Origin of the sequence: Sulfurihydrogenibium yellowstonense SS-5 (assembly GCF_000173615.1) — a bacterium.
In the GTDB taxonomy this organism is placed as follows: Bacteria; Aquificota; Aquificia; order Aquificales; family Hydrogenothermaceae; genus Sulfurihydrogenibium; species Sulfurihydrogenibium yellowstonense.
On sequence record NZ_ABZS01000066.1, the window covers coordinates 1 to 8,202 of the forward strand.

8 protein-coding genes are annotated in these 8,202 nt (G+C 30.0%); 2 read left to right on the forward strand and 6 right to left on the reverse strand.

Features of this window, described 5'->3' with window-relative positions; all coding sequences use genetic code 11:
• The coding region (locus tag SULYE_RS03835; protein WP_007546689.1) for a hypothetical protein at positions 1–558 on the reverse strand (558 nt) is incomplete at its 3' end.
• Between the two features lie 147 nt (positions 559–705).
• Between SULYE_RS03835 and SULYE_RS03840 the strand changes: the two genes are divergently transcribed.
• A complete protein-coding gene (locus SULYE_RS03840; RefSeq protein ID WP_007546690.1) occupies positions 706–1,191 on the forward strand; it encodes a ferredoxin-thioredoxin reductase catalytic domain-containing protein in 486 nt (161 codons plus the stop codon).
• Between the two features lie 28 nt (positions 1,192–1,219).
• The gene (locus SULYE_RS03845; RefSeq protein WP_232178573.1) at positions 1,220–2,254 is read left to right on the forward strand and encodes a GGDEF domain-containing protein; all 1,035 of its coding nucleotides are present in this window, start codon (positions 1,220–1,222) and stop codon (positions 2,252–2,254) included.
• Between the two features lie 19 nt (positions 2,255–2,273).
• On the opposite strand, the gene bioB is transcribed toward SULYE_RS03845, so the two are convergent.
• The 5 genes from bioB to SULYE_RS03870 form a co-directional block, all read right to left on the reverse strand.
• On the reverse strand, positions 2,274–3,275 hold the full coding sequence (gene bioB / locus SULYE_RS03850; protein ID WP_007546694.1) for a biotin synthase BioB: 1,002 nt from the start codon (positions 3,273–3,275) through the stop codon (positions 2,274–2,276).
• A gap of 191 nt (positions 3,276–3,466) precedes the next feature.
• Positions 3,467–4,477: an LptF/LptG family permease gene (locus SULYE_RS03855; protein WP_007546696.1), complete on the reverse strand. Its 1,011-nt coding sequence runs from the start codon at positions 4,475–4,477 to the stop codon at positions 3,467–3,469.
• On the reverse strand, positions 4,478–4,978 hold the full coding sequence (gene rimM / locus SULYE_RS03860; protein ID WP_007546698.1) for a ribosome maturation factor RimM: 501 nt from the start codon (positions 4,976–4,978) through the stop codon (positions 4,478–4,480).
• A 4-nt stretch (positions 4,979–4,982) separates the two neighbouring features.
• Complete coding sequence (locus SULYE_RS03865) at positions 4,983–7,877, reverse strand: tetratricopeptide repeat protein (RefSeq protein WP_007546700.1); 2,895 nt, start codon at positions 7,875–7,877, stop codon at positions 4,983–4,985.
• Positions 7,867–8,202, reverse strand: a 336-nt coding sequence (locus SULYE_RS03870; protein WP_007546703.1) for a riboflavin kinase, incomplete at its 5' end; no start/stop codon positions are given. The genes SULYE_RS03870 and SULYE_RS03865, both read right to left, overlap by 11 nt.

The following is an 8,202-nucleotide window of genomic DNA, read 5'->3' on the forward strand; positions in this document are numbered from 1 at the left end:
AGCTTTTTCCGGTTTATTATCTTCTAAATAAATTCTTATCTTTTTCATAGAATCTGTCATCTTTTTCATGTAATCTTCAAACTCTAAATTACTTCTGCCAACAGGGTCTTCTAAATTTACTAAACTGAAAGATGGATAATTATACATAATTTTGGTTGTAATCTGTTGCTTTTGATGACATTGAGCACAAGATTTTCCGACGATATCAGCATTTAGTTTTACCTTATCAAAATTTTTCTCTTTAACAGCATTCACAAGCTGGTCTATCTCAGATTTCTTCAAGACTTTATCATACTCTGGAACAAGCTTTCCGATGTTAAGATAATTTTCTCTCAAAATATTTGCCCATTTTAAAGCATTATTCCAATCATTTTCTTGAATGTTTACAAACATGCCTGTAAAAGCTGTAGACATTGCATACATAGAGTTTAAAAATTCAAACTTGTTAGAATTAGGTGGATAGTATTTACTTAGTGTTTGAGGTGGTTTTTCTAACTTTATTTCTTGAGCAAAAGCCACTGATGCTAAAACTAAGGTTGAAATGATTACCTTTTTCATAGCAGGCCCCCTTTTAAAAGTTTTTTAGCCTTATGTTATAATGATAATTGTAGTTAGCAAAAATTTCAAATAAATGACAAAATTCATATTTTAGCAATTTGTAGAATAAGATAATTATATTGTTTTTTAAACAATTAGGAGGATATCATGTCAGAAATAAAGCCAGAAATTTTAGAAAAAATGATAAATTTTGCAAAAAACTTTGCTGAAAAATCAGGTACTGTGCCAAATCCTAATGAAGAAGTAAGAATGGCTGTAATTCAAGGATTGGCAGCTCATGTCCAGGAGCTTGGAAAGCCACTTTGCCCTTGTAATTTTTATCCAAATAAAGAAGAGGAAGTTAAAAAAAGAAGATGGATTTGTGCTTGTGATGAGATGCAAATATTTAAATACTGCCATTGCCTTTTATTTACAACGCAGGAAGGACTTCCTATAACAGAATACTTGCCAGAATGGCATGAAGGCAGACAGATTTACGGTCTTGTAAAAGACCCAACTCCGGATAAAGGAAGAGCTTTATCTAAGGTAGAGAATATCATTGAAAATCTAAAAGAATATGTCAAAGAGCATGGATTAGACATTCCGGAGGAAGAAATTGTAAAGTTTGCCCAAGAAACGGCGAAAAAGAAGTAAATAGAATAAATTTTTGGAAAAATTAAAAATGGTTTGCAAGATAGAAGAAAAAATCAATGAAAAAGGAAATTTAGACAAAAAAAATTTAGAATTAATTTATGAGATTGTACGTAGACAATTGAAGTTTATGATCAAATATAACATTCTGATGATACCTAAAAACTTCTCCATTTTATTTAGAATTTTCTGTAATATTGTTGAAAACAATAGAAATGTATCTGAAAGAGAAATATTAGCTATGTATAAAGCTGATTTAAACGATTTAGAGATGGGTCGGTTGGATGAAAAACTTTTAGAATTTGAAGCAAGAAAAGATATTGCAGACAAATTGGAATTAATAGCTGAAGAAATAGATGAAAAAATTCTTCAAATTCTTGAGGTAATGAACTTACATCAAGAAAACATAGCAAAACATGAGAATATTATAAAAGAAAATGAAGATTCAAAATTTTTAACTATTTTAGAGCATTTAAAAATACTAAAACGGCAAAATGATATCTTAATGTCTAAACTTGAAGAATATCATAAAGAGATAATAAGATTAAATGTAGAGCTTAAAGTTGTAAAACAGGAAGCAACTTTGGATTTTCTTACAGGTCTTACAAATAGAAGAAGTTTTGATAGAGCTTTAAATGATTTAATTAAAGATTTTAACGAGAAAAAAATTCCTTTTACACTTATTTTATTGGACTTAGATAATTTTAAACAAATTAATGATAAATTTGGACATCCGGCAGGAGATTTAGTTTTAAAAGAAGTTTCAAATTTACTACGTACTTATTTAAGAGCAAATACAATAATAGGAAGGCTCGGTGGGGAAGAATTTGGAATTATATTGCCAAATGTCACTTTAGAAAATGGTAAAAATGTAGCTGAAATAATAAGAAATGTAATTGAAAATCATGAGATTAAGTATGATGGGAACGTTATAAGAATCTCTGCAAGTTTAGGAGTTGCTCAAGTTAAAGAAGGTGATACAATTGATACTATTTATAGAAGAGTTGATGAGGCACTATATCAAGCAAAGAGAGATGGAAAAAATAAGGTAGTTGTTGCTGAGTAAGTTTATTAGTATTTTTATTTTACTTATTACTCACACTAAAACTTGCACCATTTTTAATAAGCTCTCTTCCTAATCTTCTTGCCATTTCTTCATCTTTACCCGGCTCTCTTCCTGCCCTTGTTAAATAACCACCTGCCATAAGACAGTTAGCAACCTCAAAAGCAACATCATGATAATCTTTTAAATTCAGCTCTCTACCACCACACAACCTAATCTCAGATTTTGGATTAAACAACCTAAACAAAGCAATAATTTTTAAGCATTTTAAAGGTGTTAGACCATGCTTATCTCCAAGAGGTGTTCCGGGAATTGGGATTAAAAAGTTTAATGGTATTGAATCTACTTTTAAATCTCTATAAGTCATTGCTAAATCTACGATGTCTTCGTCAGACTCTCCCATGCCAAAAATTCCACCGGTACATGTAGATAAACCAACCTTTTGAATCTTTTTAATCGTTTCATACCTTTCCTTCCAGGTATGAGTAGAGACAATCTTCGGAAAATATATTTCAGATGTTTCTAAATTATGATTTATCCTATCTACTCCGGCGTCTTTTAACTTAGCTAAATCTTCTTCGTCAATCGTTCCAAGCGAACAACAAACCTTTATTGGATAACTTTCTTTAATCTCCTTTACAGCATCTGCTATTTTATCCACTTCTTCCTTGGAAGCCCTCCTTCCACTAACAACTATACAATATCTATTAGCATTTATAGCAACAGCTTTTTCTGCACCTGCAAGCATTTCATCTTTATTAACTAATCCATAAGCATTGATAGGCGTTTTATAATGTGAGGATTGGGCACAAAATGAGCAATCTTCTGTGCAAGCTCCATTTTTAGCATTTATCAGACTACAAAACTCCATCTGGTTTTTAAAAAAATACTCTCTAACTTTTGAAGCTTCTTCAACAAGCTCCATTACTAACTCATCAGGAATAGATAGAATCTGAAGTCCTTCTTCTTTTATAAGTTTTTCTCCGGATATTACTCTCTCTGCAAGATTATTCAAAATTTCCATTATTCCCTCTCGTTAACCTAATTTTACAGAAAAGTTTACATTAAAAAATATGACTTTTCAAGTTAATGTATAAATCATGTGAGACTGCTTGCAAAATCCACATCGTCATTCTTAGCAAAGCGAAGAATCTCATATTTTTATTGAATTTCTCGCCCGACTTATCAGAAACTTAAAATCAACCTATGTTTGTACTACTTTCTACCTTTTTCTTGAAGTTTATAAACTAAGTAAAAAATAGCTACCAACACAATTGGATAAACAAAAAATAATACAGGCACTTTCTCAATGATTTTTAAAAAGTAGTAGTTTAATACCATATAGCCAATAGACAGGCTAACAGCAAAAGTTAAAAGTGTTTCTTTTGAACGATAAGTATTTATTCCTGATAAAAAACCAATAAATCCTAAAAACATAAAAGGTATTGCAAAATAAAATCTGTCAGCCAAAATTGATAAAGCTTTACTATCTTCTTCAACCGCAAGCCTTAATAAATCTTTTGTTTTAAAATCTTGCATAGAAATCTCTTTTATATAAGAAACATCTAAGCTAAATGTATATTTTTCGTATTTTATCGTGTCAAAAGATTTTCCGGATGGTAGCTGTATATAACCATCTTTTAAAATTAAGTTATTTGATATAAACATACCTTCTTTGGCTGTAATAAGATAGCCGCTAGAAGCGTTATAAATCAAGATATTATAAAAAGTGTTTTTTTCCTTCTTTTCAACGTATACAGAGACATTGTCGTTTATCTTAGAAAAGTTTTTTGGAGAAACATTTTCTAAAATGTAGCTTTTGACTTTATACGTTAAAAATTTATATCTTTCTCTGTTTGCCGATGGAACTATAACCGTAGAGAAGACAAACGCAATGATTACAAAAATAACGGTCATGATAAAAACAGGTTTTAAGAGCTGTTTTTTTGATATGCCGGCAGAGTATACAGCGTAGATTTCATTTTTATCTCTTAAAGATATCCCAACAAGTAGCCAACTTATAAAAAAAGCAAAAAGAAGTTGATATTTTATAAAAGATATGTCTATCAAAAACAGCAGCTTTGAAAAGTCTATTATATTCATACTGTAGGCAAAAGATGGAAGATGTAAAAGCTGAGAAGATGTTATGATCAGTGAAAATAGTCCGATAAGTAGCAGAAAGTTTTTAAAAAATAACTTTATCAGATACTTATCAAGTATTTTCATCTATAAGCTAAACCATCCTTCCGGCGGCGTTATTTGCATTTTGTTTTCTTCTACGTTTACATCTTTCACAAATTCATTAATAAACGGTAAGTGTCTTGTTTTTTCATCTGTGCATTTTATTATCAAATACGCTTGGGATAATCTATCATCTATTTTTTCAACCTTTCCAATTAGTTTGTCATTATAATAAACATTCATTCCAATTAATTGAAATTCATAAAACTCATCTTCTCCAAGTTTTGGTAGTAATTCTTCTGGTACGTAAATTAGCTTATGACTAATTTCTTTTGCTTTTTCCGGTGTGTCGTAGTTTTTGAATTTTATCAAACCTTTTTTTCTGTCTATGGTTTCTATGTTCAAAGGTTGCAGCTCATTTTCTTCATCTTTAATGTATATCTCTTCTGGTAGATAAAAATTTTTAACAAAAATCTCAAATTTTAAATTGCCTTTTACGCCATGGGTTCCGTGAATCTTTCCAATGGCTATAAGGTCTTTTTTCATCTGCCTACCTCGCACATTTTGGTAAATCTTTTAAAATGTTTATGGCTGTATTTTTAATATTTTCATCTTCGTAATTTTGTAAAGGTGTAAGCAGGCAAGATGCTTCTTTTCTTTTTTCAGCTTTTAATAAGATTTTTGCAGCTTCGATTCTTGATTTTGCTGTAATATCCTTGCTTGAAGGATATAGATATATTCCGTTTAAAAAGTAGTTCAACGCTTTGTTAGGGTTTTCTTTATTATAAATCATGCCAAGGAGGTAATAGCTTACTGCCGCGTCGTTGTAGTTTGATGATTTTGTTCCATTTTCCAAATAACTTACAGCATCTTTTTTATCGTTCATAAGATAATATGTTTTTCCAATATAAAAGCTAATTTCATTAACCTTTTCCGGGTGTTTTTCTAAAAGTTCTTTAAAGTACGTTAATGCTTTATCATAATCCCCTTTTTGAAGTAGGATTTTTGCAAGCTTAAATTTAACGTCATCATTTTCTTTAAGCTCTTCATAGATTTTTATGCTATTGTCTAAATCGTTTTGTTTTTCATAGATTTCTGCTAAAAGTAATTTACTTAAAAGCTTATATTCTTCGTTGTTTGTATTTAAGTAATCTATTAAAACTTGTTTTGCTTTGTCAAGTTGGTTTAGTTTATAGTAGCTTTCTGCAAGCTTGTAAGTAGCAAGGGCTGATTCTTTGCTATTGACGGCAGCTACTTCTTGGTAAATTTTAATAGCATTTTCTATTTTTCCTTTGTTTTGATAAATCTCTGCAAGCTGGATTTTTAGAATATTTGCTAAAGGATACTTTGGATATTTAGTCAAAAAGCTTTTAATCATACTTTCCACATCTTCAGAAGAACCTTTAGATTCAAGAATGATTAAATTGTAGGCAGCATCGATACTATCTTTAGTGCCTGAGTATTTGGTTATAAAATCTTTGTATATATTTACTGCTAAGTCTCTTTCTCCAAGGTTGTAGTAGCTATCTGCAAGTCTAAGAAGTGCTTTCCTTGTGTATATATCATCATCATTTTTATATTTTTCTAAAAATTTGCTAAACTCCTGGGATGCTCTTACAAAATCTCCTGAAGAGAAAAATGTGTAAGCATAAAGATAGTATGCTTTTTTTGCAATTAAATCATCACCATTTAGTAGCTCTCTTAACACTTCTCTTGCTTTTTCAAGGTCGTTTTCTTTGATGTAAACATAAACTAATAAAAACTTTGATTTCCTATCGTTTCTATTTTGAATTATGTTTTTAACAGCCTCTAAATCTCCTGCGTTGAAGGCTGATACTGCTTTCATGTATGGGTCTTTAAAGGCTTTAAAGGCGTTTTGATAGTCTCCATTTAAGTAAAAGTACCAACCAAGTAAATCATATGCATAGGTTTTGTCAAACTCTTTTAGCTGTGAAGCTGTATTGACAAAATTTTCATCATCTTTATTCATCAAATAGATTTCTGCTAAATACATCAAAGCTTTCTTTTTAATCTCTGAATCTTTTGATTCTAAAGCTTTGTTTAGAAATCTTTCTGCTTTTACAAAATCTTTAACTGCGTAAGCGGTTATTCCCGCATAATAAAATACTTCCGGGTCGTTTGTCTCTGTTGTTAGATCAGAAAATAGTTTTAATGCATAATCGTAATTTTTAAGATTATATAAAGATGTTGCAATGGCAAGCTTTAAGTATGTTTTATTTTTGTCTGTAAGCTTTATGGCATTTTGGAAGTATATAAATGCATCTAAATAATTTCCTTTTTTAAACCTTTCATTTGCAAGTTTTATGTAAAGATAATGTGCTAAAAGCTCATCTCTTGATTGTAAAACGCCGGCGTAGTCATCAATGTTGTTTGAATCTATTAAAGCTTTACCGTATAAAGCAAGATTATAAACATATCCATTTGTGTTTTCTTTGAGAGTAAGGTTGAATTTTCCCGAAGCATTTTGATAAACACCTGTATAATAATAAGAAAATCCATCCATTAAGATAGAATCATACATTAGTTGTTTATTTTTACCTGTGTATTTTATCTTTAAAGCCTTTAGAAAGTTTCCTACCGAAAAATTATAATACTTTTGAATGTATTGACAGTACTCTATGCTTCCAACATCTAAGTTATCACAATTTATATTGTTAAAATCAGCTTTACCGCCTGATAGTAGATTTATCACTTGATTATAAAAACTAACATCTATATCTTTGTCTAATTGTGATAATAAAGATTTGGCTTTTTCTTGATCGCCAAGTATTATATTAACAATAGCTGAAGATAAGCATGCCTCTTTTGTTTTTAATATTTCACAGCTTTTTGATAGATTACTTTCTGCCCCCGGGTATTTTCCAAGATTGTATTTAACTACCCCAAGCAGATAATAAGCATAAAAAAGGTTTTTATGGTCTTTATATTTTTCTATAAATTTTTCAAGATTGCTTTCAGCAAATAGTAAATCTCCTTTATTGTAGTAATCTATTGCATCAGATAATAGTGCATTTGATGGAGGGATTCCTAAGTAAGCTGTAGGTTTTTCTATGGTAAGGACTGGAAGTTTTACATCTGTCGGTTTTTTTGGTTTTATGTATTGTGTAATATTTAATTCTTCGTTTAAAGTTTTTAATTCAAGAGTGTTAGGTGGCTCTAAATAGGGTTTTTCTTCAGTAATTTTTGTCGTTATTTCTAACGGAAAAACCACCTCCGGGACTTTTACTTCTGCATAAGAACAAAAGAAAAGAGTTAAGACTAATACTAAAATAATATTTAGTTTTATCAAGCTTTCTTTGTCATTCTGAGGAAAAAGCTCTAAGGATTTACTATTTAATGCTTTTTTTAGAGGCAAAAAAGAAAATTCTTTGCCGGCTTTAGAATGACAGAATATGGAAAAATAAAAAGGAATTCTAACCTTCATTTAAAACCTCTAAAGCTTTTTGTATATCTAATTTTATCTGATTTTTAAGCTCATCTACAGAGTTAAATTTTTTCTCTTCTCTCAAATATTTTTTAAAAATCAATTTTACATAATCGTTTGTTTTTGGATGTATTTTTAAATCTTCAATAATATGTGCCTCCATGAATGTTTTTGTTCCATCAACTGTTGGTCTGTTTCCATAGTTTATAACCGCTTTTTGACACAAATTTTCATAGCATATAAATCCGGCATAGACACCTTTTTTAAGACAAAGGTCATCGTCTGGCTTAAGGTTTATCGTTGGAAATCCAAGCTCTCTACCTTT